General features: G+C 64.7%; 22 protein-coding genes. 6 read left to right on the forward strand and 16 right to left on the reverse strand.

Features of this window, described 5'->3' with window-relative positions:
• Positions 1 to 39: 39 nt before the first annotated feature.
• The 6 genes from ACLV74_RS08665 to ACLV74_RS08690 form a co-directional block, all read right to left on the reverse strand.
• On the reverse strand, positions 40 to 522 hold the full coding sequence (locus ACLV74_RS08665; RefSeq protein WP_411878980.1) for a DUF4019 domain-containing protein: 483 nt from the start codon (positions 520 to 522) through the stop codon (positions 40 to 42).
• A 500-nt stretch (positions 523 to 1022) separates the two neighbouring features.
• The gene (locus ACLV74_RS08670; protein WP_411878981.1) at positions 1023 to 1955 is read right to left on the reverse strand and encodes an RluA family pseudouridine synthase; all 933 of its coding nucleotides are present in this window, start codon (positions 1953 to 1955) and stop codon (positions 1023 to 1025) included.
• Positions 1956 to 1970: 15 nt separating this feature from the next.
• On the reverse strand, positions 1971 to 2738 hold the full coding sequence (gene trmB / locus ACLV74_RS08675) for a tRNA (guanosine(46)-N7)-methyltransferase TrmB (RefSeq protein WP_411878982.1): 768 nt from the start codon (positions 2736 to 2738) through the stop codon (positions 1971 to 1973).
• Positions 2735 to 3625, reverse strand: a complete 891-nt coding sequence (gene gluQRS, locus ACLV74_RS08680) for a tRNA glutamyl-Q(34) synthetase GluQRS (protein ID WP_411878983.1) — start codon at positions 3623 to 3625, stop codon at positions 2735 to 2737. Before gluQRS ends, trmB begins: the two co-directional genes overlap by 4 nt.
• A 20-nt stretch (positions 3626 to 3645) precedes the next feature.
• Entirely contained in the window at positions 3646 to 4716 is a 1071-nt protein-coding gene (locus ACLV74_RS08685; protein ID WP_411878984.1) for an NAD(P)/FAD-dependent oxidoreductase, read from the reverse strand.
• A gap of 191 nt (positions 4717 to 4907) precedes the next feature.
• Positions 4908 to 5861, reverse strand: a complete 954-nt coding sequence (locus ACLV74_RS08690; RefSeq protein WP_411878985.1) for a LysR family transcriptional regulator — start codon at positions 5859 to 5861, stop codon at positions 4908 to 4910.
• A gap of 119 nt (positions 5862 to 5980) precedes the next feature.
• On the opposite strand from ACLV74_RS08690, the gene ACLV74_RS08695 reads away from it, so the two are divergent.
• From ACLV74_RS08695 to ACLV74_RS08715, 5 genes are all read left to right on the forward strand, one after another.
• A complete protein-coding gene (locus ACLV74_RS08695) occupies positions 5981 to 6682 on the forward strand; it encodes a pirin family protein (protein WP_411878986.1) in 702 nt (233 codons plus the stop codon).
• Positions 6683 to 6817: 135 nt separating this feature from the next.
• Positions 6818 to 7213 carry a DoxX family protein gene (locus ACLV74_RS08700; RefSeq protein WP_411878987.1) on the forward strand — a complete coding sequence of 132 codons (396 nt, stop codon included), beginning with the start codon at positions 6818 to 6820 and terminating at the stop codon, positions 7211 to 7213.
• A gap of 112 nt (positions 7214 to 7325) precedes the next feature.
• The gene (locus ACLV74_RS08705; protein WP_411878988.1) at positions 7326 to 7880 is read left to right on the forward strand and encodes a flavodoxin family protein; all 555 of its coding nucleotides are present in this window, start codon (positions 7326 to 7328) and stop codon (positions 7878 to 7880) included.
• A 27-nt stretch (positions 7881 to 7907) separates the two neighbouring features.
• Positions 7908 to 8315 (forward strand): OsmC family protein, encoded by a 408-nt coding sequence (locus ACLV74_RS08710; protein WP_411878989.1) that lies wholly within the window; start codon positions 7908 to 7910, stop codon positions 8313 to 8315.
• The gene (locus ACLV74_RS08715; protein WP_411878990.1) at positions 8312 to 9196 is read left to right on the forward strand and encodes a pirin family protein; all 885 of its coding nucleotides are present in this window, start codon (positions 8312 to 8314) and stop codon (positions 9194 to 9196) included. The genes ACLV74_RS08710 and ACLV74_RS08715 overlap by 4 nt, the downstream gene beginning before the upstream one ends.
• Before the next feature lie 17 nt (positions 9197 to 9213).
• Here ACLV74_RS08715 and egtB read toward each other — a convergent pair whose 3' ends face one another.
• Positions 9214 to 10554: an ergothioneine biosynthesis protein EgtB gene (gene egtB / locus ACLV74_RS08720; protein ID WP_411878991.1), complete on the reverse strand. Its 1341-nt coding sequence runs from the start codon at positions 10552 to 10554 to the stop codon at positions 9214 to 9216.
• 103 nt (positions 10555 to 10657) lie between these two features.
• Positions 10658 to 11464 carry a sulfurtransferase gene (locus ACLV74_RS08725; RefSeq protein WP_411878992.1) on the reverse strand — a complete coding sequence of 269 codons (807 nt, stop codon included), beginning with the start codon at positions 11462 to 11464 and terminating at the stop codon, positions 10658 to 10660.
• 86 nt (positions 11465 to 11550) lie between these two features.
• On the opposite strand from ACLV74_RS08725, the gene dnaE reads away from it, so the two are divergent.
• Positions 11551 to 15033, forward strand: coding sequence for a DNA polymerase III subunit alpha (gene dnaE, locus ACLV74_RS08730; RefSeq protein ID WP_411878993.1), 3483 nt, complete (start codon positions 11551 to 11553; stop codon positions 15031 to 15033).
• A 34-nt stretch (positions 15034 to 15067) separates the two neighbouring features.
• On the opposite strand, the gene tolA is transcribed toward dnaE, so the two are convergent.
• The 8 genes from tolA to ribBA all read right to left on the reverse strand — a co-directional run bounded on the left by tolA (position 15068) and on the right by ribBA (position 21123).
• Positions 15068 to 15988 (reverse strand): cell envelope integrity protein TolA, encoded by a 921-nt coding sequence (gene tolA, locus ACLV74_RS08735; RefSeq protein ID WP_411878994.1) that lies wholly within the window; start codon positions 15986 to 15988, stop codon positions 15068 to 15070.
• Between the two features lie 23 nt (positions 15989 to 16011).
• Positions 16012 to 16452, reverse strand: a complete 441-nt coding sequence (locus ACLV74_RS08740) for a biopolymer transporter ExbD (protein WP_411878995.1) — start codon at positions 16450 to 16452, stop codon at positions 16012 to 16014.
• Between the two features lie 18 nt (positions 16453 to 16470).
• Complete coding sequence (gene tolQ, locus ACLV74_RS08745) at positions 16471 to 17163, reverse strand: protein TolQ (RefSeq protein ID WP_411878996.1); 693 nt, start codon at positions 17161 to 17163, stop codon at positions 16471 to 16473.
• A complete protein-coding gene (locus tag ACLV74_RS08750) occupies positions 17160 to 17609 on the reverse strand; it encodes a tol-pal system-associated acyl-CoA thioesterase (RefSeq protein WP_411879054.1) in 450 nt (149 codons plus the stop codon). The genes tolQ and ACLV74_RS08750 overlap by 4 nt, the downstream gene beginning before the upstream one ends.
• A 115-nt stretch (positions 17610 to 17724) precedes the next feature.
• The gene (locus ACLV74_RS08755) at positions 17725 to 18921 is read right to left on the reverse strand and encodes a pyridoxal phosphate-dependent aminotransferase (protein WP_411878997.1); all 1197 of its coding nucleotides are present in this window, start codon (positions 18919 to 18921) and stop codon (positions 17725 to 17727) included.
• A 10-nt stretch (positions 18922 to 18931) separates the two neighbouring features.
• The gene (nusB, locus tag ACLV74_RS08760) at positions 18932 to 19459 is read right to left on the reverse strand and encodes a transcription antitermination factor NusB (protein ID WP_411878998.1); all 528 of its coding nucleotides are present in this window, start codon (positions 19457 to 19459) and stop codon (positions 18932 to 18934) included.
• Positions 19460 to 19498: 39 nt separating this feature from the next.
• A complete protein-coding gene (gene ribH, locus ACLV74_RS08765; protein ID WP_411878999.1) occupies positions 19499 to 19963 on the reverse strand; it encodes a 6,7-dimethyl-8-ribityllumazine synthase in 465 nt (154 codons plus the stop codon).
• A gap of 53 nt (positions 19964 to 20016) precedes the next feature.
• Positions 20017 to 21123 carry a bifunctional 3,4-dihydroxy-2-butanone-4-phosphate synthase/GTP cyclohydrolase II gene (ribBA, locus tag ACLV74_RS08770; RefSeq protein WP_411879000.1) on the reverse strand — a complete coding sequence of 369 codons (1107 nt, stop codon included), beginning with the start codon at positions 21121 to 21123 and terminating at the stop codon, positions 20017 to 20019.
• Positions 21124 to 21125 lie beyond the last annotated feature (2 nt).

Here is a 21125-nt window from a genome sequence, read left to right on the forward strand (position 1 = left end):
GCAGGTGTCGGTTCAACGGAGGAGGGCAGGTGCGGCGGGTTATTTGGCCGACGGTTGCGCGCCAGGCTGGCCCGCCCCGTACACGTAGCCCACAGGTACCCAGCGGTCCTTGTTCCAGTAAATGGCGACTCTTTCCCAGCCGCGGGATTTGGCATATGGCGCAACAAACAGCACGCTGGCGAATTCGCCCGGAGGAAGCCCCGGTTTGTCGATGTCGTGTTCCATGCCGGCCCAGACCCGCGATGCGGTTCTCCGGCCCAAGGTGTTCGTTTTCGTGGTGACGTGGTTGATCCACGAAGCCCGGTCGATTTTTTCTTTCATGAACGGGAAGCTCTGGTCCCACATGGCCCCGCCCTGGTCGGCATCGGCCAGGGCCAGCCACTGCTCGGCAACGGCAATCGCGGCATCCGCCGACGACGTGCCTTGCGCCGCGGCGCCAAACGACAGCCCAAGCGCCATCAGCAAAGCCCACAACTGCAGCGCCCAGCTGTTCTTCAAACCACCGTGTTTTGCGTTTTTCATCTGGTTTTCCTTCAACTCAGGCGTAGTGCACCTCTTTTTGTTTGCTTTAGCGCTACTTGTAAGTATGTGTACGATTGCTGTAACTAGTTCACAAGATTCTCCCATAGAGCACCGAAAATAATGGTGAAAAATCTTGGAAAAGTTGCTGTAAAGCATTGATTGAATTGAAGAATTGCGAAAAAATTCACGACAAAACGTCAGACTAAAGCTTGATGCGTACTACTGAAATACGTCGTAGAAGTAATACTAGATGTAACTGATTATCAAATTTTGTGAATTTTCGTCCTGCCGTCTGTGACAAATTTCACGAAAAGCAATGCTTTTGGGTTAACCCGATAATCAGGGTCAAAAATCTGCATTGAAGGACCTCCGCAGGCCTCGAATTCGTTGGAATCTGGAGACAAAGGGCTGCCGCAGGTCCTGCAGGGCCTTGAGTTGGGAGGTGATGTGCTTGCCTGGGCGGGCGCGCGGATGCGAACTAAAGTCGCCGCGCGGGGGGCTTAATTGCTGACTGGATGGAGCGGCGGCAAGCCCGTGTGCAGGCTCAAACGGGTCTGGAAGGCCCGCTCCTTGCCCGTCAGCGGATCCCTGAAGCGCAGGGATTTCGCCAGCAGCTGCAAGGGGCTGGCGTAGTCATCGTCGGGCGTGGGATGCACCGGCGGGTAGATCCTGTCGTTCAGGATGGGGAGGCCCAGCGCATGCATGTGCACGCGCAGCTGGTGTTTTTTGCCGGTCACGGGGCTGAGCGCATAGCGGGCGTACACGCCCAGGATTTCGAGCACGCTGATATGGGTTTCGCTGTTGGCCGGGCCAGTCGCTTCCTGTTGCCGGAAGAAGGGCTCGCCCTGCACGATGCGGCTTTGGCGCGTCATCGGAAAAGCCATGCCTTCACGCCAGGCCGCGATGGCCTCGTAATGCTTGGCCACTTCATGCTGCCTGAAGAGCGCCTGGTACGCATCGCGCTCCGAAGGCTTGACGCTGAACAGCACCAGGCCGGCGGTTTCCCTGTCTATGCGGTGCAGCGGCGCCAGGCCTTCCAGGCCCAGGCTGTTCTTGAGGCGCACCAGCAGCGTTTCCTGCACATAGTGGCCTGAGGGCGTGACGGGCAAAAAATGCGGTTTGTCGGCCACGACCAGGTGCTCGTCCTGGTAAAGCACTTCGGCTTCAAAGGGCACGCGGGGTTCGTCTTCCAGGGCGCGGTAGTAGTACACGCGCATGTGGCCGCGGTAGGGGCGCTCCGCGGTGACGGGCGCGCCGAACTCGTCGGCGACCAGGCCGTCCCGCATGCGCTGCAGCCAGGTGTCGCGCTCGATCGCGGGGAAGCGCTGCACCAGGAAGTCGGTGATGGTGGGCCAGTCGCCCGCCGGCAGGCCCACGCAGCTGGGGCTGACCCCCTCACGGGTCGGCAGGCCGTGGGCCGGCTGTCCGTTCACGTTGGCGCGCTGTGTTCACGCACGGGTGAACACCACGTCCCAGACACCGTGCCCCAGCTTGATGCCGCGGTTTTCAAACTTGGTCAGGGGCCGGTAGGCCGGCTTGGGCGCATAGCCGCCCTGGGAAGCGTCCGCCGTGTTGCGCAACAGGGGTTCGGCAGCCAGCACTTCGAGGATCTGTTCGGCATAAGGCTGCCAGTCGGTGGCGCAGTGCAGGTAACCGCCGGGCTTGAGGCGCGCGGCCAGTTTGGCGATCAGCGGCGCCTGGATCAGGCGGCGCTTGTTGTGTTTTTTCTTGTGCCAGGGGTCGGGAAAAAAGATGTGCACACCGTCCAGGCTGGCCGGCGGCAGCATGTTGTCGATCACTTCCACGGCGTCGTGCTGCAGGATGCGGATGTTGGCCAGGCCCTGCTCGCCGATGCGCTTGAGCAGCGCGCCCACGCCCGGTGTGTGCACCTCGCAGCAAAGGAAATTTTTCTCGGGCATCAGGGCGGCGATGTGGGCCGTCGCTTCGCCCATGCCGAAGCCGATCTCCAGGATGGTGGGGGCCGTGCGCCCGAAGATCGCCGCGAAATCCGCAGGCGCCGCCGCATAGGGCAGCAGGAATTGCGGGCCGACGTCGGTAAAGGCTTTGGCCTGGCCGAGGGTGGTGCGGCCGGTGCGGCGCACAAAGCTGCGGATGTTGCGGTGGTGGGCCGTGTCGGCGGGCGTGCCTTCAGGCAATTCAGCGGGCGGAACGGCAGGCGGGGCGGCGGGCGGGGTGGGGGAGGTTGTATCTGTCACCGGCTGATTTTAAGGCGCGTCGCCCAGAGCGGGACGGCTTGTTGCAGCCAGTCTTGCGGCGTCGCGGCGGCCATGTCCGCTTGCAGGCCCAGAACCGCGCCTGCCTGCTGCAGCAACGCGAGCGGCCGGGCAGTGTCCAGCGCCTGCGCGCCGTTCTGTTTGGAGAGCTTTTCGCCGTTCGCGCCCAGCACCAGCGGCGTGTGCAGGTAGCGCGGCAGCGGCAGGCCCAGCGCGCGTTGCAGCAGGATTTGCCGCGCCGTGTTGTCGGCCAAGTCCTCGCCGCGCACGATGTCGGTGATGTCCTGGGCTGCGTCGTCGACCACCACGGCCAGCTGGTAGGCCCACAGGCCGTCGGCGCGCTTGAGCACGAAGTCGCCGACCTCATGGACCACGTCCTGCGACTGCGGGCCCAGCCGGCGGTCATGCCAGGTGACGGGCGAATCCGCTCGCGTGTCCAGCCGCCAGGCGCGCGCGGTGCGGCCGTGCAGGCCGCCCCGGCAGGTGCCGGGGTAAACCAGTTCGCCATGGCGCTCGCGCGCCTGCCCCGAAGCCGCCAGCGCGCGCGCGATGTCCTGGCGCGTGCAGGCGCAGGGGTAGGCCAGCCCGCGGGTGGTCAATGAGTCCAGCGCATTCTGGTACAGCGTGCCGCGCTGCGATTGGTAGACGGGCGGCTCGTCCGGCACCAGGCCGCACTGGGCCAGCTGTTCAAGAATGGCGCGGTCGGAGCCGGGCACGCAGCGTGGCGTGTCCACATCTTCGATGCGCACCAGCCAGCGGCCCTGGTGCGCGCGGGCATCCAGCCAGCTGGCCAGGGCCGCCACCAGTGAGCCGGCATGCAGCGGGCCGGTTGGAGAAGGGGCGAAGCGGCCCCGGTAGTCGACCCCCACTCGGGTTTTGCTCCCGGTATTCAGGCGAGTTCGAGAGCCATTTCAAGGCCCGACACAAAGCCGTCTTCCACACGATGGCCCAGGCACCAGTCGCCGCAGACGCCTATGCGGGATTTGGCGTCCCACACATGGGTTTTTTCCAGGGGCTGCAGTGTCTGGGCATAACGCCAGCGGTGCACCACGGCATGGGGCGGCTCGGCGCGTATGCCGGTGACTTCGGTAAAAGCCTTGAGCAGCTTGGCCTTGACGCGTTCGGCGTCGTCCTCGAGGTGGCGCTGCGACCACTCGGGGCTGGCCTGCACGGTCCAGCGCTCGATGGGGCCGCGCCCGGGCTTGGAGGATTCGCGCGCCAGCCAGGCGATGCGGTGGTGGGTGCTGCGCGCCGCGTTCCAGTGTGGGCCCAGGTGCACCATGGTGGGCTGCATGGCCTGGGGGAAGGCCAGCATCAAGGTCCAGCAGGGCGCCACGCTGACTTTGGCGAGTTCCGCCATCAGCGGCTTGCCTTGTTGCGAACTCAGCAGCAGGGCATGCGCCTGCGGCGAGGGCAGGGCCAGCACCACGGAATCAAAACCCGAATGCACCGGGCTGCCGGCGCCTTCGGTCTGCAACTGCCACTGTTCAGGGTGCAGCTTGTCGCGCTCCAGCCGTACCACTTCCGTTTCCAGCGACAGGCGGCCGGCGGCGGCCAAAGGCTGCGCCCATTGTTTGACCAGCGCATTCATGCCCGGCGTGGCGACCCAGTGCGCCTCCTTGGGGGGCAGCGCCGAGGCCACGACGCGGCCCAGCTCGTCGAGGATGCGTACGGTGTTGGCGCTCCAGGGCCGCACCAGGCCGGAGGCGGTGGCCAGGGCCTTCTCGAAACGCGCATCGCGCACCGTGAAGTACTGCGTGCCGTGGTCGAAGCCGCCGAATTCGCTGTCGCGGGTGGCCATGCGGCCGCCGGCTTCGCGGCTTTTCTCGAACACCGTGACGCGGTGCCCGGCCTGCACCAGGGTGCGTGCGCAGGCAATGCCGGCGATGCCGGCGCCCACCACGGCGATGTTGCGCCGGGCCGCGGATTCAGGAAGGGGGAGGCTGGATTTTTTTGGCATGTCTTGTGTCTTTATGTTTTGGGGGTTGACGAATGAGGCGCCTTGAGGCTTTCACCGCAATTCACGGCCCCGGCCCTGGTCATCACATCTCAACCATAAACGAAAACGAAATGAGAAGGTCTAAGCGCACTCTACACGCAGGCACGGCCCCCGCGCCGGGTTTGAGCGCGCACTACGGGTTTTCACAGGGACTACAGGGACTGATCACGCTCCAGCAGCGCTTTTCGGGTGCCCGTGTTCTCCAGTTGCTTGAGCCACCACTGCAGCGCGCGCCCTTCTTTGCCGTCGGGCGCGCGCAGCCAGGCATAACTCATGGGCACCTGGCGCGGGGCGCGCTGCATGCGCTTTTCCACCAGCCGGCCGGTGATGACGTGCGGCCGCGCCAGGTACTCCGGCAAAAAGCCGCCGCCCAGCCCGCGCAACTGCGCCTGCAGTTTTTCCTGCATGCCGGGCACGGTGAAGATGTCCTGCCCGCCCAGCAAACCTATGGTGACGCCGCTGCCGCGCTGCACCGAATCGGCCACCGCCACGGCGCGGTGCGGCATCAGCATGGTGTCGGTCACGGGCTCGGCGGCCTGCGCCAGCGGGTGGTGCGGCGCCACCGCATAGATGAAGTGGATGGTGCCCAGCGTCTTGTGTTGTACCGAAGTATTCACCGACGGCTCGATGGCCACACCTATGGCCAGGTCGGCCTGGCCCGACGTGAGCGCCTCCAGCGTGCCCGACAGCGCTTCTTCGCGTATGCGCAGGCGGGTGGGCGGGTTCAGCGCGAAAAAAGCCTCGCACAGTTCCATCACCGTGGTGCGCGAGATCACGCTGTCCACCGCCAGTGTGAGCTGCGGCTCCCAGCCGGTGGCCACGCGCTTGACGCGGTTGGCCACTGCGTCGAGTTCGGCCAGCAGGCGGTTGCCCTCGCGCAGCAATTCCTTGCCGGCTTCGGTCAGCCTGGCCTGGCGTGAAGAGCGGTCGAACAGCAGCACGTCCAGCGCGTCTTCCACCTGGCGGATGCGGTAGGTCAGGGCGCTGGGCACCACGCCCAGCTCGCGCGCCGCCGCGGCCATGCTGCCCGCGCGGTGGACGGCGCCTATCAGGCTGATGGTCTCGGGCGTCAGCGCGTCGCGTACGGGGTTGTTGTTCGTTGCCATCGGAATGATTCAAATAATTTGAATGATGCCATCAAAAGGCGGCAATGGAAAGCCGGGTGCCCGCGCCTACATTGGAGTCATCGGCAACGCATCTCAACGCACCTTGAAAGGAGCACCTCATGATGACTTTAAGAACCTCCAGCGAACGCGGTTTCGCCGACCACGGCTGGCTCAAGTCTTTCCATTCCTTTTCATTCGCCGGCTATTACGACCCGGCGCACATGGGCTTCGGCAACCTGCGCGTCATCAATGAAGACCGCATCGCGGCCGGCCGCGGTTTCGGCACCCATGGCCACAAGGACATGGAAATCATCAGCTATGTGCTGAGCGGCGAACTCGCGCACAAGGACAGCATGGGCAACGTCAAAGGCATCCCGCCCGGCGACGTGCAGCGCATGAGCGCCGGCACGGGCGTGCAGCATAGCGAGTTCAACCACGCGGACGGCCAGACCACGCACTTCCTGCAGATCTGGATCGAACCCAATGTGACCGGTATTCCCCCGAGCTACGAGCAGAAGACCTTCGCCGATGCTGAAAAGCGCGGCGCTCTGCGCCTGGTGGCTTCGCCCGACGGCGCCAAGGGTTCCGTGCTGATCCATGCGGATGCCAGGATTTATGCGGGCCTGTTCGACGGCGCGGAGACCGCCACGCTGGCGATCGATGCAAAGCGCAAGACCTATGTGCACCTGGTCCGCGGCCAGCTGGAAGTCAACGGCCAGGTGCTGAAGGCCGGCGACGCCGCGGCGCTGCAGTCGGAAGCGACGTTGCAACTGGCCAAGGGCCAGGACGCTGAAGTGCTGGTATTTGACCTAGCCCCATAAGCCGACCCGAATACCGCAACACGAGGTAACACCTTGGGAGGGCACGAACATGCAATGACACCGTCGTGCTTGCCCAGAGTGTTTTTTTCATCCATGATTTCCCCGTTTACCTTTAACCATCCATAAGGACTCACCATGCTTAATTCCCTGCAAAACCCTCTCTCCCTGATCGGCCGCCTGCTGCTGGCCCTGCTGTTTGTGCCTGCCGGCTTCAGCAAGATCGCCGGCTTTTCCGGAACGGTGGGCTATATCGCCTCCAAAGGCGTGCCGCTGCCTTCCGTCGCCGCCGCCATCGCCATCGCCGTGGAACTCGGCTTGGGCATCCTGCTGGCCGTGGGCTTCCAGACGCGCTGGGCCGCGCTGGCCATCGGCGTCTTCACGGTCGTGATCACCTGCATCTTCCATGCGTTCTGGACCGACCCCACGCAACAAATGATGTTCTTCAAGAACATGGCCATCGTCGGCGGCCTGTTCAGCATCGCGGCTTTCGGCGGCGGCGCCTGGAGCGTGGACGCCAAGCTCAAAAGCTGATTCGCAAAAAACGAGGGCTGCAGCAGGGGTTTCATGCCTGGGCTGCAGCCCTTTTTTGTTTTCGCCGGCCGCGGATGCCGTCGGCCTCCTTCATCCATCCCGAAAGACCTGAATGCCCAAAGTTGTCGTGATTTACCACTCCGGCTACGGCCACACCCAGCGCATGGCGCAATCGGTGGCTGATGGCGCGGGCGCCGAGCTGCTGGCCATAGACGCCGACGGCAACCTGCCCGAAGGCGGCTGGGAAACGCTGGCCGCCGCCGACGCCATCATCATGGGCTCGCCCACCTACATGGGCAATGTGAGCTGGCAGTTCAAGAAATTCGCGGACGCCTCCTCCAAGCCCTGGTACACCCAGGCATGGAAAGACAAGCTCTTCGCCGGCTTCACCAACAGCGCCTCGATCAACGGCGACAAGCTGTCCACCTTGAACTACCTGTTCACGCTGGCCATGCAGCACGGCGGCATCTGGGTCAGCCAGGGCATGCTGCCCAGCAACAGCAAGGCCGCTCAGCGCAACGATCCCAACTACCTCGGCGCCTACAGTGGCGCCATCGCGCAGTCGCCCTCCGATGCCGGCGCCGGCGAGATGTCCCCGGGCGACCTGGAGACGGCCCGCAGCTTCGGCGCGCGTGTTGCCGGCGTCGCGGCCAAATTCTCCGCGTGATCTTTTTCCCTTGCCTACAGGAACCCCATGACCATTGAACTCAAACGCGATCTCACCGCCGCGGTGGCGCAGCAGGTGCAGATCCGCGGCCACAGCTTCACCGCCGACGTCAGCGAGGCCGAAGGCGGTGCCGACAGCGGCCCCAGCCCGCACGACCTTTACGATGCGGCGCTGGGCGCCTGCAAGGCCCTGACCGTGATGTGGTACGCCCGCAAGAAGGGCCTCCCGGTCGAGGACGTGCAGACGCGCATCGAGCGCGACGACTCGCAGGAGCGCAGCGGCGTCTACAAGCTCACGGCCAAACTGCAGGTCAAGGGCAATCTGACCGACGCGCAGTTGCAGGAATTGCACGCCGTGGCGCAGAAATGCCCGGTGCACAAACTCATGACCACCGTCACGACCGAAATCACCACCGAACTGGAGCGCCTGCCATGAGCGTCGCGTTGAAACTCACGGGTCATCACAAAGACCTGGGCGGCGGCTTTATGGTGCGGCGCCTGCTGCCTTCGGCGCAGCAACAGTCGGTCGGCCCTTTTATCTTTTTTGACCACTTCGGCCCGGTGACCGAGCAGGGCGAGGCCAACCATGACGTGCGGCCGCATCCGCACATCGGCCTGGCGACGGTGACCTACCTGTTCGAAGGCGCGATGATGCACCGCGACAGCCTGGGCTCGGCCCAGCGCATAGAGCCCGGCGCCATCAACTGGATGACGGCGGGCCGCGGCATCGTGCATTCGGAGCGCGCCCCTGAAGACCTGCGCGGCACTTCATACGTGAACCACGGCCTGCAGCTGTGGGCGGCCCTGCCCAAAGAGTTTGAAGAAACGGCGCCCGGTTTTTCGCACACACCGGCCGAGACCATTCCGTCCACCACGGTGGACGGCTCGGCAGTGCGCATCCTGATCGGCGAGGCCTTCGGCAAGACCTCACCCGTCAGGACTTTCTCCAAGACGCTGTACCTCGACCTGGCGCTGGCCGCCGGCACGCCTTTCACGCTGCCGCCGCTCGCGGAACAGATGGCGCTGTATTCCGTGGACGGCGACCTGCTGGTCGACGGCGAGCCGCTGGCGGCGTATACCATGGCGACGCTGGCGCCCGGCGCGGCTGTTCAGCTCAGCGCCGGCGCGCCGACGCGGCTGGTGGTCATAGGCGGCGACGCGCTTGATGCGCACCGCTTCATGTGGTGGAACTTCGTCTCCAGCCGCAAGGAGCGCATCGTGCAGGCCGGCGAAGACTGGGAAGCGCAGGCCATGGGGCAGGTGCCCGGCGAGACCGAATTCATTCCGCTGCCCGAGCGGAAATTCACGGCGGGCTGAGACCGCGCCTGTTCAGTTCAGAGGTCGCGCGCCAGGCGCAGGCCGCTGAACTGCCAGCGCGCATCGGGCGGGAAGAAGTTGCGGTAGCTCGCGCGTATATGGCTTTGCGGCGTGGCGCAGGAGCCGCCGCGCAGCACGAACTGGTTGCACATGAACTTGCCGTTGTACTCGCCCACCAGGCCTTCCCAGGGCTTGTAGCCGGGATAGGGGTTGTAGTTGGACTGCGTCCATTCCCACACGTCGCCGAACATCTGCGCGGGCAGGCCGCGGCTGCCTTCCTGCAGCGGCAGCGGGTGGAAAGCCGATGTCTCGACGAAGTTGCCCTGCGGCACGGGGCCTGCGGGCACATTGCGTGCGGCCAGCTCCCATTCAAATTCGGTCGGCAGGCGCGCGCCGGCCCAGCGCGCGAAAGCATCGGCTTCAAAATAACTGAGGTGGCAGGCCGGTGTGTTCGGGTCTACATCGATCAGGCCTTGCAGCGTGAAGTGCTGGTAGCGGCCTTCCTCGCCTTGCCAGTAAAAGGGCAGGCTGACCTTGTTCTCGGTCACCCAGTCCCAGCCCATGGACAGCCACAGCTCGGGGCGCTGGTAAGCCTTGTCGGCGATGAAGGCCATGATCTCGCCGTTGGTCACCGGCCGGCTGGCCAGCTCGAAGGCCGCCACATACACCTTGTGCCGCGGCGTCTCGTTGTCGAAGGCGAATTCGCCGTCGCGCGCCGTATCGAAACCATGCTCCACCAGGCCGGCCTCGTGGCGCAGCCAGTCCACCGGCTGGGGGTGTATGCCGGCCAGAGGCCAGCGGCTTGCATAGGCCGGGCGCGCGGGGTTGAAGGACAGCGCGTGCTTGATGTCCGTGAGCAGCAACTCCTGGTGTTGCTGCTCGTGGTGCAGGCCCAGGGTCACCAGGTCGGTGAGCTCCCGCTGCTGCGCGCTGTCGGCGCCGGCTTCCACGGTGGTGATCACCGCCAGCATGCGCTGGTTGACCTGCGCGCGATAGGCCAGCACTTCGTCCAGCGAAGGACGGCTGATCAGGCCGCGCTTGGGCCGCGGGTATTTGTCGCCCACGCCGTTGTAATAGCTGTTGAACAGCACACGAAAGCCTGGGTCGAAGGGCGTGAAACCCGGCTCGAAGCGTTCGAGGATGAAGGTTTCAAAAAACCAGGTCAGGTGGGCCAGGTGCCATTTGGCGGGGCTGGCGTCGGGCATGGACTGCAGCTGGCAGTCTTCCGGGCTCAGCGGCTGGATCAATGCTTCGGTTTGCTGGCGCACGGCGCTGAAGCGCCTGGCGAGCACGGAGCTTTGTGCGGACGGTGATGCATGGGCCGCCTGGTGGCGAGCGGGGGATGTGTCTGTGGGCATGATGGCTACCGTTAAAAAAGGGACGGTTGGCGAAAGAGGGGGCAATGGGTGCGGCAGGGCCTGTACTGCGTGCTACTTAAAAGCTTGGCACAGGGCTTTGGGCTCAGCTGTCGGACAAGAGCCCGAAAACTTCGGGGCGGCGCGTGGAAGGCCGCGCGTGCAGGTCTTTGACAGGCGGGTTGACCTGGGGCTTGAGCGCCGGGTCCAGCGCGCGGCGCTCGTCAAAGACAAAACATTCGCCTTCAAAATGCGCGTGCCCGCTTTCCTCGAAGTATTTGAGGATGCCGCCGTCGAGTTGCCAGACGTTTTCGATACCGGCCTCGCGCATCAGGATGGCGGCTTTTTCGCAGCGTATGCCGCCTGTGCAAAAGCTCACCACGGTCTTGCCGGCCAGCTCGTCCTTGTGGGCCAGCAGGGCTTCGGGGAACTCTGTGAACTTGCGGATGCGCCAGTCGATGGCATTGTGGAAAGTGCCGACGTCGGCCTCGAAGTCGTTGCGCGTGTCCAGCGTCACCACGGGGCGGCCCGCGTCGTCGTGGCCCGCATCCAGCCAGCGTTTGAGCGTCGCGGCATCCACGGCAGGCGCGCGGCCCGCGGCGGGCTGGACGGCCGGGTGGTTCATGCGGATGATTTCCGGCTTTACTTTCACCAGCAGCTTGCGAAAAGGCTGGGCGCCCGACCAGCTTTCCTTGGCCTGCAGGCCGGCAAAACGCACATCCTGTTTCAACCATGCCAAAAAATCATGAATATCCGCGGCGGGCCCGGCCAGGAAGAGGTTGATGCCTTCTTCGGCCAGCAGCACCGTGCCCTTGATGGCGCGCCCTTGCAGCATTTCGGTGATGCTGGCCTGCAGCACGGCGGGCTGGTCCAGCGCAACGAACTTGTAGGCTGCAATGTTCAGAATTTGCATGATGCGATCGATTGTAGGCAGGCATGCATGCCCTTGCATCCTGCCTTGGCGCCTCAGCGGACAGACCCGGCCCTAAAATGGCCTTTATGTTTGTTCATTTGCGCCTCCACACCGAATTTTCCGTCGTCGACGGCACCAACCGCATCGATGAAATCGTGGCTGCCGCAGCCGCGGACCGGCAACCGGCGCTGGCCATCACCGACCTGAGCAACCTCTTCGGCACCGTCAAGTTCTATAAGGAAGCCCGCGGCGCGGGCGTCAAGCCGCTGATAGGCGCCGACATCTGGGTGCAGGTGCCCGGCAAGGACGCCAACGCGCCCGCCGCCCGCCTGTTGTTGCTGGTGCAGAACCGCCAGGGCTACCTCAACCTCTCCGAAATCCTCACGCGGGCCTGGACCCAAAACGTGGTGCGCGACCAGGCGGTGGTCAAGCTCGAATGGCTGCAGGAACTCAATGAGGGCCTGATCGCGCTGTCGGGCGCGCAGGGCGGCGCCGTGGGCCAGGCGCTGCTGCAGGGCGACAGCGCCCGCGCCGTCGAATGCGCGCTGTATTTCGGGGGCCTGTTTCCACACCGCTTCTACCTGGAACTGCAGCGCGCCCAGCGCCCTGAAGACGAACGCCACGTGGTGGCCGCCGTGCAACTGGCGGCGCGGCTCAAGCTGCCGGTGGTGGCCACGCATCCGGTGCAGTTCCTGACCTACGACGACTACGAGGCGCATGAGGCGCGCGTGTGCATCTCCGAGGGCGAGATCCTCGGCAATACGCGGCGCGTTCGCAAGTTCACGCGCGAGCAGTACTTCAAGTCGGCCGAGCAGATGAAGGCGCTGTTCGCCGACGTGCCTTCGGCCCTGGCCAACACGCTGGAAATCGCCAGGCGCTGCAACCTGACGCTGGAGCTCGGCAAGCCCATGCTGCCCGACTACCCGACGCCGGAAGTCGACGGCGTGCGCATGCCGATTGATGCCTATTTCCGCCATGCCTCCTTCGAAGGCCTGGAAGAGCGCCTGGCCCACCTGTACCGCGACGCGGCGGTGCGCGACAAGAAGCGGCCGTCTTATGTGGAGCGCCTGGAGTTCGAGATCAACACCATCCTGAAGATGGGTTTCCCCGGCTACTTCCTGATCGTGGGCGACTTCATCAACTGGGCCAAGAAAAACGGCTGCCCCGTGGGGCCGGGCCGGGGCTCGGGTGCCGGTTCGCTGGTGGCGTATTCATTGAAGATCACCGACCTGGACCCGCTGCAGTACAACCTGCTGTTCGAGCGTTTCCTGAACCCGGAACGGGTGTCCATGCCCGACTTCGACATCGACTTCTGCCAGAGCAACCGCGACCGCGTGATCGATTACGTGAAGGACAAATACGGCAAGGAGGCCGTGAGCCAGATCGTGACCTTCGGCACCATGGCGGCGCGCGCCGCCATCCGCGACGTGGGCCGCGTGCTGGATTTTCCTTACGGTTTTTGCGACGGTATCTCCAAGCTGATTCCCAACAAGCCGGGCCAGCACATCACGATTGAGCAGGCGAAGGAGCAGGAGCCTATCCTGGCCGAGCGCGAGCGCAAGGAAGAAGACGTGCGCACGCTGCTGGAGCTCGCGCAAAAGCTCGAGGGCCTGACCCGCAACGTCGGCATGCATGCCGGGGGCGTGCTGATCGCGCCCAGCAGGCTGACCGATTTCTGCCCGCTCTACGCCCAGCCCGGCAGCAATTCCGCCGTGAGCCAGTTTGACAAGGACGACGTGGAGGCCATCGGGCTGGTCAAGTTCGACTTCTTGGGCCTGGCCACCCTGACCATCCTGGAGATTGCCAAGGACTTCATCATCGCGCGCCACCCGGCGCAGAAAGACTTCAAGTTCGAAGACCTGCCGCTCAACGACCGAAAGGTCTACGAGCTTTTCGGACGGGGGCAGACCGAAGCCGTGTTCCAGTTTGAAAGTATCGGCATGCAGCGCATGCTGAAAGACGCCAAGCCGGACCGCCTGGAAGACCTGATCGCGATGAATGCGCTCTACCGCCCGGGACCGATGGAGCTGATCCCGACCTACATCGCGCGCAAGCAGGGCAAGGAAGTGCCCGAGTACCCGGACCCGCGCGTCAAGGCCATCCTCGAGGAGACCTACGGCATCATGGTCTACCAGGAGCAGGTGATGCAGACCGCGCAGATCCTGGGCGGCTACTCGCTGGGCGGCGCCGACTTGCTGCGCCGCGCCATGGGCAAGAAGAAAAAAGAGGAGATGGACGCCCAGCGCGAGATCTTCCGCAAGGGCGCGGGCGAGGGCGGCCTCAGCGAGGAAAAAGCCGACGAAGTTTTCGACCTGATGGAAAAATTCGCGGGCTACGGTTTCAACAAGTCGCACTCCGCCGCCTATGCGCTGCTGGCCTATCACACGGCCTGGCTCAAGGTGCACTACACGGCCGAATTCTTCGCCGCCAATATGACGGTGGAAATGGACGACACCGACAAGCTCAAGATCCTGTTCGGCGACGCGCAGAAGATGGGCATACAGTTCGAGTCGCCCGACATCAACCGCGGCGACTACCGCTTCGAGCCCATCAGCGCGAGTTCGGTGCGCTACGGCCTGGGCGCGATCAAGGGCACGGGCCAGCAGGCCATCGCCGCCATCGTCGCGGCCCGCAAGGAAGGCGGCCCCTTCACCTCGATTTACGATTTCTGCGTGCGCGTCGACCGCAGCCGCCTGAACAAACGCACGGTGGAAGCCCTGATCAAGGGCGGCGCCTTCGACAACCTGCAGCTCAACCGCGCCTCGCTGCTGGCCTCGGTGGACCGCGCCTTTGAATTCGCCGCCGCGACCGAAGCCAATGCCAACCAGGGCGGGCTGTTCGACATGTCCGACTCGCATGCGGCCAGCACGCAGGAGCCGCCGCTGGTCGAGGCCATGCCCTTCGGCGTCAAGGCGCGCCTGGTGCAGGAAAAGACGGCCATCGGCTTTTACCTGTCAGGCCATTTGTTCGACGAGGTGGAAACCGAGGTGCGCCAGTTCGCCAAGCGCAAGATCGAGGACCTGATCGACTCGCGCGAGCCGCAGCTGCTGGCCGCGATTCTGAGCGACCTGCGCGTGATCAACGGCAACCGCGGCAAGCTGATCATCTTCAAGCTCGACGACAAGACCGACGTGCTGGAGGCCTCGGTCGACGAAGCGACCTTCAACGCCAACCGCAACCTGCTCAAGGACGACGAACTGGTGATCGTGCAGGGCACGCTGCAGGGCGCGTCCGAGCGCTTCGGCCGCCGCTTCAAGGTCACGCAGGTGTGGGACCTGGAAACCGCGCGCTGCAAGTTCGGCAAGTACCTGCGCGTGGCCGTCAACGGCAGCGCGCCCGACATCTCACGCCTGGTGCGGGACTTCCCGCCGCGCCGCGAAATGTCGGACCAGGGCGAGATCAGCCGCGGCCTGCCGGTGCGCCTGAGCCTCAGGCGGCAAAATTCCGTGGGTGGCGCGACGGCCGAACTGCACTTGGGTGAGACGGCCAAGTTCTTCCCGACAGATGCGGCGCTGGCCAGCTGGATGGCGCAGGCCGACAAGGGGCTGGTGCAGATCGTTTACGAGTGATTCCAGCCGGGCGATAGCCCATCCCGGACACGGCCTAGTTGCGCGGCCGCATTTCCAGGATCAGCGTGGTATCGGGTATCCGGCCATCGACGTCTCGCGGCATGACGCGTGTGCGGACGATGGCATTGATGGCCGCGTCATCCCAGGCCTTGTTGCCGCTGGATTGAACCAGGCGCTGGCTGATGACCGTGCCGTCCAGCGTCAGGCGGACTTCCACTTTCGCCATCGGGTTTCCGGTGAACTCCTCGGTGAACACCACGTTGGGCTTGATGGCTGCCCTGACGATGGCACCATAAGTGGTAGAGCCGCCGCTGGACTTTTGCGCCGTGCCTTTGGAGTCCGCATCGCCGGTGGCGCCGGCCATGCCGGTGATGCGGCGCAGGTTTTCCTGGCGCAGTTTTTCGGCAGCGGCCTGTGCGGCCTTCTGCTGCGCGGCGTCCTTGTTGTCCTTCTGGGCTTCCAGCTTTTTCGCGTCGTCCGCCGCCTTGCGTTTGGCCAGGTCTTCCTGGGCCTTCTTGTCGGCAGCTTTCTGTTTTTCCGCGTCCTTTACTTTCTTGGCCTGCAGGTCAGCCTTCTGCTTTTCTTTCAGGCGTTCGGCTTCCGCTTCCTTTTGTTCCTGCACCTGCTTGCGCTTTTTTTCCTGCTCCAGGGCAATGTCCACCTTGGGCTCGGGCGGCGGCGGGGGCGTCCTGACCTCAGGGGTCGGGGTGGGAGGCGGTGGTGGTGGGGGCGGCGGTGTGGGCACTTCGACCGGTTTGGGCGCCGCCTGCTGCGCCGGAACGTTGGTCCACAGCTCGGCCTGGAAGGCTACGTCGGGGGTGCTGCGTTTCCAGTTGACGCCCCAGGTCAGGGCGGCGATCAGCAGCGCGTGGGCGAGCAGCGCGAGCGCGAACGCGCGGCCCGACCCGCCGTCGCGGGGCGGGAGAAAGTCTAGGCGGTCTGCGGCGCTGGGCATGGAGGATTGCGGTGGGCTGGCGGCTACTTGCCGCCGGTCTGCACCGAAAGGCCCACGCGCGAGACACCGGCTTTTTGCAGGTTGTCCATGACCTGGACCACGGTTTCGTATTTGATGGACTTGTCGGCGCTGATGACCACGGGAACGGCCTGCGCGCCCTCTGCCTTCACGCCCGGCTCCAGCTTGGCGATGTCGGCCGCGACGTTGCGCACATTGCTGGCCACGCTGTTGGTCTTGATCTTGATCTGCACGGCTTCGTCCTTGCTGATCAGGATCTGCACCGGGTTCTGCGGCTGGCTGGGCGCCTTGCCGACCTTGGGCAGTGCGATCATGCTGGGCGTGATCAGCGGCGCCGTCACCATGAAGATGATCAGCAGCACCAGCATCACGTCGATGAAGGGCACCATGTTGATTTCGCTGATGGTGCGGCGGCTGCGGCCGCGGCGGGAATTGACTGCTGGCATGGCGGTCTCCTTACAGCTCTAGTGGCCCGAAGGTGATTGGGCGCCCAGGTTGCGCTGCAGGATGTTGGAGAACTCTTCGATGAAGGTCTCCAGCCGGTTGGCGACGCGGTCTATGTCGTGCGAGAAGCGGTTGTAGGCGACGACGGCCGGGATCGCCGCGAAGAGGCCGATGGCCGTGGCCACCAGCGCCTCGGCGATGCCGGGCGCCACCGTGGCCAGCGTGACCTGCTCCAGGGCCGCCAGGCCGGTGAAGGCGTGCATGATGCCCCAGACCGTGCCGAACAGGCCCACATAGGGCGAGACGGAACCGACGGTGGCCAGGAAGGACAGGTTGGATTCGATGGCGTCGAGTTCGCGCTGGTAGCTGGCGCGCATGGCGCGGCGCGCGCCGTCCAGCAGGGTGCCGGGGTCGGTGATGTGGCGTTCGCGCAGCTTCTGGTATTCACGCATGCCGCTGGCGAAAATCCGCTCCATGGAGCCTGAATGCTTGGCGTTCTGCGCGGCGCCGGCGAAGAGGTCGTTCAGGCTGGTGCCCGACCAGAACTCGCGGTCGAACTCGTCGTTGAGTTTCTGCACCTTGTTGAGCGCGACGATTTTGCGGAAGATGGCGGCCCAGCTGGCGATGGACACGCCGACCAGCAGCGCCACCACGGCCTGCACGACCCAGCTGGCATTGAGGATGAGGCTGACGATGGACAGGTCTTGGTTCATGTTGTTGCCGTATCGGTTTTTAAGCTGTCAAGAATGGAAGCGGGAATGCGCCGTGGCTGAAGGCTGGCGGCGTCGACCCAGCCGATCCGAATGCTGCCTTCACAAAGCAACGGGGCCGGCTGTCCGGGCTCATGCTCTGTTTTTAATAGCGCTTGCTGGCTGATTATCATGGACGCGCGGCCGGCTTCGACCAGGCTTGCCGTAACAATCAGTTCATCGTCCAGCCGGGCCGAACGATGGTAACGGATGCTGGTCTCAGCCACCACGAAGATGCCGCCCGTGCTTTCCCGCAGGCGCTGCTGTTCAATACCCAGTGATCTGAGCCATTCGGTGCGCGAACGTTCAAAAAATTTCAGGTAGTTCGCGTAAAAAACAATGCCGCCCGCGTCGGTGTCTTCCCAATAGACCCGCAAAGGCCAACTGAATGTGGCCCCCACGCTTTTCACTTCGTGTAATGCGCTGCCCCCCGAGGGGGCCGCTGCGCCTGCGGTCTGGCAAAGCCAGTCCCGCGGCCCCTGCTTGGACGGATTGCCGCCTTCGGTTGCCTTGATAGTCCTCTGGCTAGGCAAGGACAGCCTCCAGACGGGCCACGGCTTCCTGCAACTGCGCCATGGAGTTGGCGGTGGAAAAGCGCACGAACTGCTCAGGCGCGGCATGGCCGAAATCGCGGCCCGGCGTGACGGCCAGGTGGGCGCGTTTCATGAGTTCGAAAGCGAAGTCCCAGCTGCCGCTGACGCCCAGGCGCGCGGCGGCTGCCGTGCAGTCGGCATAGGCATAGAAAGCGCCGTCGGGCATTACCGGCACCGTCAGGCCCAGGCGGTTGAGTTCGGGAATGAAGTAATCGCGGCGTGCCTTGAACTCGGCGCGGCGGCGCTCGTACTCCTGCAGGCTCTCGGGTTCGAAGCAGGCCAGGGCCGCATGCTGGGCCACGGTGCTGGCGCAGATGAAGAGGTTTTGCGCGATGCGCTCGATCACGGGCGCCAGCGCCTCGGGCACCACCAGCCAGCCCAGGCGCCAGCCGGTCATGTTGAAGTACTTGCTGAAGCTGTTGATGCTGATCACGCTCTGGCCCAGCTCGCCGGGCATGGCCAGGGCCGAGTGGCCGAAATGCTCTTCATAGCTCAGGCCCAGGTAGATCTCGTCGATCAGCGTAATGCCGCCGCGGCTGTGCACGAATTCGTGGATGCGCTGCAGCTCTTCGGGCGTGATCGAGGTGCCGGTCGGGTTGGAGGGCGAGGCCAGCAGCACGCCGCGCGTCTGCGGCTTCCAGGCGGCCTCGACCTTCTCGCGTGTGAGCTGGAAGCGCTCGGCCGCCGTGGTCGGCACCAGCACCGCGTTGCCTTCGGCGGCGCTGACGAAATGCCGGTTGCAGGGATAGCTGGGGTCGGGCATCAGGATTTCATCGCCGGCTTCGATCAGCGCCAGGCAGGCCAGCTGCAGCGCGGCCGAGGCGCCGGCCGTGATGATGATGCGGCCGGGCGCCACCTGCACGCCGAAGCGCGAGGCGTACCAGCCGCTGATGCGCTCGCGCAGGGCGGGCAGGCCGGTGGCCTGGGTGTACTGCGTCGTGCCTTGCGAAATCGCGCGGGCCGCGGCTTCTTGCACCAGGGGCGGCGCGGTGAAGTCCGGCTCGCCGATGTTCAGGAAGATCATGGGCCGGTCGCTGTGGGCGAACTCCTGCGCCAGTGCCGAGGCCGCCTTGGCGACCTCCATGACATAAAACGGCTCAATGCGTTGAGCCCGCCGGGCGATTTTCACGGCAGGCCTTTCAACGGGGGGATTGTTTGGCTTTGTCGGCGGCGACTTCCGCGGCGCGCAGGGTGGGCGCCATCTTGTTCAGCACGCCGTTGACGTATTTGTGGCCGTCGGTGCCGCCGAAGGCCTTGGCCAGTTCTATGCATTCGTTGATCACGACGCGCCAGGGCACGTCCAGGCAGTGGGTGAATTCGTAGGCGCCTATCCAGAGCACCGCATGCTCGACCGGCGAGATCTCGGCCATGGGCCGGTCCAGCAGGGGTGTGATGCCGGCGTCCAGTGTTTTCGCTTCTTCAATGCAGCCGTGCAGCAATGCGTCGTAATGGGCCGAGTCGGCCTTGTGAAAGCCCACCAGGTCGCGCGTGAACGCGTCGATCGAGTCGGCTTCATTGCGGCCCACCAGGTGCTGGTAGAGCGCCTGCAGGGCGAATTCGCGCGCGCGGGTGCGCGCCGATTTGTCGGCCGCTTTTTTGACGCCGGTGTCGGTCAGGCCCGTGCGGGTCTGCGGTGGGCGTTTGGGTTTGATGATGGGATCAGCCATGAAAAATGCCAGTCAGGTTAGGGTGTGGGAGCAGGGCGCTCAGGCAATTTCATTGATCAGGTTGGCCATTTCGACGGCGACGCGGGCGGCGTCGCGGCCTTTTTCCTCCTGGCGGGCCTGGGCCTGCGCGAGGTTTTCTGTGGTCAGGATGGCGTTGGCGATGGGCAACTGGTAGTCCAGCGCCAGGCGCGTGACGGCGGCGCCGCTTTCGTTGGCGACCAGCTCGAAGTGGTAGGTCTCGCCGCGGATGATGCAGCCCAGGGCGATCAGCGCGTCGTACTTGTCGCTTTCAGCCAGCGCCTGCAGCGCGCAGGGCACTTCCAGCGCGCCGGGCACTTTCACGTGGCGGATATTGTCTTCGTGCACACCCAGCGCCGCGAGCTCGTGCTTGCAGGCTTCGGCCAGGGCGTTGGTGACGCTTTCATTGAAGCGCGCCTGCACGATGGCGATGGAAAGTTTTCTGCCGTCCAGCTTGTCGGCCGTTCCTTTTTCTGCTCCAAACACGGTGATTCCCTTTTTGATGGATTTATGGTTTTGTTGAACGACTGAAAGCTCAGTCAGTCCCTGGTGATGTAGCCGACGATCTCCAGGCCGTAGCCCGTCATGCTGGGCATGCGGCGCGGGTTGCCCATGAGGTTCATCCGGTGCACGCCGCATTCGCGCAAAATCTGCGCGCCCACGCCGTAGGTGCGCAAGTCCATGCGGCCGCGCTCGGGCGCCTGGCTGGCGCGCGCCGTGCCTTCGAATTGGGCCAGCAATTGCGCGGCGCTTTCGCCGCAGTTAAGCAGCACAGCGACGCCGCGGCCTTCACCGGCGATGTGCTTGAGGCTTTCGTCCAGGCTCCAGGAATGCATGGGGCGGCCGGTTTCCAGTACGTCCAGCACCGACAGCGGCTCGTGCACGCGCGCGGCAACGACGTCGTTCGTGGACCATTCACCTTTGACGAGCGCCAGGTGCAGGCCCTGGCTGGGCTTGTCGCGAAAGGCGTGGGCGGTGAATTCGCCGAAGGCGGTCTGCAGCGTGCGGCAGCCGATTTTTTCGACCAGGGAATCGTTGCGGCTGCGATGCTCGATCAGGTCGGCGATGGTGCCTATCTTCAGGCCGTGCTCGGCCGCGAATAGCAGCAGGTCGGGCAGGCGGGCCATGGTGCCGTCATCCTTCATGATCTCGCAGATCACGGCGGCCGGCGAGCAACCGGCCATGCCGGCCAGGTCGCAGCCGGCTTCGGTATGGCCGGCGCGCATCAGCACGCCGCCGTCCACCGCCTGCAGCGGGAAGATGTGGCCGGGCTGGACCAGGTCGTTGACCGTGGCGTTTTTGGCGACGGCGGCTTGAACGGTGCGGGCGCGGTCGGCGGCGGAGATGCCGGTGGTCACGCCCTCAGCCGCCTCGATGGAGACGGTAAAGGCCGTGGCGTGTTTCGTGCCGTTGCGGGTCGCCATGGGCGGCAGCTGCAGCAGCTCGCAGCGTTCGCGGGTCAGGGTCAGGCAAATCAGTCCGCGGCCGAAGCGCGCCATGAAGTTGATGGCCTCGGGCGTGACGTGGTCGGCCGCGAGGACCAGGTCGCCCTCGTTTTCGCGGTCTTCCTCGTCGATCAGGATGACCATGCGGCCGGCGCGCATGTCGGCAACGATGTCTTCAACAGGAGAAATGGCAGTGGTCATGG

The sequence above is a fragment of the Polaromonas sp. YR568 genome (assembly GCF_943369415.1).
In the GTDB taxonomy this organism is placed as follows: Bacteria; Pseudomonadota; Gammaproteobacteria; order Burkholderiales; family Burkholderiaceae_C; genus Polaromonas.

Excerpts from the sequence above, each read along its gene's own strand:
- ACLV74_RS08665 (WP_411878980.1), bottom strand. The coding sequence starts at position 522 with ATGAAAAACGCAAAACACGGTGGTTTGAAGAACAGCTGGGCGCTGCAG.
- ACLV74_RS08685 (WP_411878984.1), bottom strand. The coding sequence starts at position 4,716 with ATGCCAAAAAAATCCAGCCTCCCCCTTCCTGAATCCGCGGCCCGGCGC.
- ACLV74_RS08690 (WP_411878985.1), bottom strand. The coding sequence starts at position 5,861 with ATGGCAACGAACAACAACCCCGTACGCGACGCGCTGACGCCCGAGACC.
- ACLV74_RS08695 (WP_411878986.1), top strand. The coding sequence starts at position 5,981 with ATGATGACTTTAAGAACCTCCAGCGAACGCGGTTTCGCCGACCACGGC.
- ACLV74_RS08700 (WP_411878987.1), top strand. The coding sequence starts at position 6,818 with ATGCTTAATTCCCTGCAAAACCCTCTCTCCCTGATCGGCCGCCTGCTG.
- ACLV74_RS08705 (WP_411878988.1), top strand. The coding sequence starts at position 7,326 with ATGCCCAAAGTTGTCGTGATTTACCACTCCGGCTACGGCCACACCCAG.
- ACLV74_RS08710 (WP_411878989.1), top strand. The coding sequence starts at position 7,908 with ATGACCATTGAACTCAAACGCGATCTCACCGCCGCGGTGGCGCAGCAG.
- ACLV74_RS08715 (WP_411878990.1), top strand. The coding sequence starts at position 8,312 with ATGAGCGTCGCGTTGAAACTCACGGGTCATCACAAAGACCTGGGCGGC.
- egtB (WP_411878991.1), bottom strand. The coding sequence starts at position 10,554 with ATGCCCACAGACACATCCCCCGCTCGCCACCAGGCGGCCCATGCATCA.
- ACLV74_RS08725 (WP_411878992.1), bottom strand. The coding sequence starts at position 11,464 with ATGCAAATTCTGAACATTGCAGCCTACAAGTTCGTTGCGCTGGACCAG.
- dnaE (WP_411878993.1), top strand. The coding sequence starts at position 11,551 with ATGTTTGTTCATTTGCGCCTCCACACCGAATTTTCCGTCGTCGACGGC.
- tolA (WP_411878994.1), bottom strand. The coding sequence starts at position 15,988 with ATGCCCAGCGCCGCAGACCGCCTAGACTTTCTCCCGCCCCGCGACGGC.
- ACLV74_RS08740 (WP_411878995.1), bottom strand. The coding sequence starts at position 16,452 with ATGCCAGCAGTCAATTCCCGCCGCGGCCGCAGCCGCCGCACCATCAGC.
- tolQ (WP_411878996.1), bottom strand. The coding sequence starts at position 17,163 with ATGAACCAAGACCTGTCCATCGTCAGCCTCATCCTCAATGCCAGCTGG.
- nusB (WP_411878998.1), bottom strand. The coding sequence starts at position 19,459 with ATGGCTGATCCCATCATCAAACCCAAACGCCCACCGCAGACCCGCACG.
- ribBA (WP_411879000.1), bottom strand. The coding sequence starts at position 21,123 with ATGACCACTGCCATTTCTCCTGTTGAAGACATCGTTGCCGACATGCGC.